At 67.7% G+C, this 2,155-nt stretch carries 1 protein-coding gene; it reads left to right on the top strand.

The window, feature by feature from the left end; genetic code table 11:
- The first annotated feature begins 2 nt into the window (after positions 1–2).
- On the top strand, positions 3–1,859 hold the full coding sequence (gene uvrC / locus E8A12_RS19900) for an excinuclease ABC subunit UvrC (protein ID WP_293372073.1): 1,857 nt from the start codon (positions 3–5) through the stop codon (positions 1,857–1,859).
- Positions 1,860–2,155 lie beyond the last annotated feature (296 nt).

The following is a 2,155-nucleotide window of genomic DNA, read 5'->3' as shown; positions in this document are numbered from 1 at the left end:
ACATCGCCGCGCCGGCCGCCCTGAAGGGCGCCGCGCTGATCAAGGACGAGGTCACCCGCCTGCCGGACAAGCCGGGGGTCTACCGGATGATGGGCGAGGACGGGGAGGTGCTCTACGTCGGCAAGGCCCGCAGCCTGAAGAAGCGGGTCATCCAGTACGCGCAAGGCCGCTTCCACACCAACCGCATCGCCCACATGGTCGACGCCACGCGGTCGATGGAGTTCGTCACCACCCGCACCGAGACCGACGCCCTGCTGCTCGAGATCAACCTGATCAAGCAGTTGAAGCCCCGCTTCAACGTCCTGCTGCGCGACGACAAGTCCTTCCCGGAGATCGTCATCCGCCGCGAGCATCCGGCGGCGCAGCTGCGCAAGCATCGCGGCGTGCACTCGATCAAGGGCGACTACTTCGGCCCCTTCGCCAGCGCCAACGCGGTCAACAAGACGCTCAACACCCTGCAGAAGGCGTTCCTGCTCCGCTCCTGCTCCGACAGCGTCTACGAGAGCCGCACGCGCCCCTGCATGCTGCACCAGATCAAGCGCTGCGCCGCGCCCTGCACCGGGCTGATCAGCCTGGAGGACTATGGCGGCCTCGTTGAGCAAGCCGAGGCCTTCCTGCGTGGCAAGTCCCGCGCCGTGGTCGCCGGCCTCGCCGAACAGATGACCGCCGCGGCCGACGACATGGAGTTCGAGCGCGCCGCGCGCCTGCGCGACCGCATCCGCGCGCTCGCCTCCGTCGCCCAGGAACAGCAGATCAATCCGGAGACGGTGGACGAGGCCGACGTCTTCGCCCTCTTCGCCGAGGGCGGCCAGGCCTGCGTCCAGGTATTCTTCTTCCGCGCCGGCCAGAACTGGGGCAACCGCGCCTACTTCCCCCGCGTGGACAAATCCGACGAGGACCCCGACATCATGGGCGCCTTCCTGGGCCAGTTCTACGACGACAAGCCGATCCCCAAACTGATCCTCGTCAACATCGAGCCCGCCGAACGCGACCTCCTGGCCGACGCCTTCTGCCTGAAGGGCGGCCGCAAGGTGGAAATCGCCAGGCCCGTGCGCGGCGAGAAACGCCAGTTGGTGGAGCACGCCTTCCTCAACGCCCGCGAGGCGCTGGGCCGCAAGATGTCGGAGAGCTCCGCCCAGGCGAAACTGCTGGCCGGCGTCTGCGAAGCCTTCGGCCTGGAGAGCCCGCCGGAGCGGATCGAGGTCTACGACAACTCCCACATCATGGGGACCAATGCGGTCGGCGGCATGATCGTCGCCGGCCCCGACGGCTTCCAGAAATCCCAGTACCGCAAGTTCAACATCCGCGGCGTCGACATCACCCCCGGCGACGACTTCGGGATGATGAAGGAGGTGCTGCGCCGCCGCTTCGGCCGGATGGTGAAGGAGGAGGAGGAGGGCGGCGAGGCGATCCGCCCGGACCTCGTCCTCATCGACGGCGGCATGGGCCAGATCAGCGCGGTGATGGAAGTGCTGGCCGACCTGGGCGTCGACGACATCGCCGTGGTCGGCGTCGCCAAGGGCCCGGACCGCGACGCCGGGCTGGAGCGCTTCTTCATCCCCGGCAAGCCCTACTTCATGCTCGAGCCCAAGAGCCCGGTCCTCTACTACCTCCAGCGCCTGCGCGACGAGGCCCACCGCTTCGCCATCGGCACCCACCGCGCCAAGCGCAGCGCCGAGATGAAGAAGAACCCCCTGGACGAGATCGAAGGCGTCGGCCCGGGGCGGAAGAAGGCCCTGCTGCACGCGTTTGGGAGTGCGCGCGGAGTGAGCCGGGCCAGCGTGGATGACCTGCTGAAGGTGGAGGGCGTCAGCGCGCCGCTGGCCGAGCGGATCTACAACTTCTTCCGCAAAACCTAACTTCCCCCATCGCGGCAGAGCTCTCGACGGTTGGCCCCCTCAGCAAGCGCCAGCCTCACAAACTCCCCCTTGCGATCCATCGCCGAGACTCCCGTGAACGGCACCTCCGACCTCCTTGCGAGATCGGAAAGGTGTCACGGATGTCTCCGCACACCCCTCACGGATGTCCCCGGTCTGAACACTGCGCGGGGGTTGCTGCCATTGCTCCACGCCTCACCTTGACAAGCCGAGGGCCCAAGGCTCGTTTCGACCAGGGGATTTAAGGCGGGGTGTGTCCCCTTCGGGGGCGCGCTCCG

The sequence above is a fragment of the Phenylobacterium sp. genome (genome assembly GCF_004799395.1).
In the GTDB taxonomy this organism is placed as follows: domain Bacteria; phylum Pseudomonadota; class Alphaproteobacteria; order Caulobacterales; family Caulobacteraceae; genus Phenylobacterium.
This window is presented reverse-complemented; position numbering and strand designations above follow the sequence as displayed.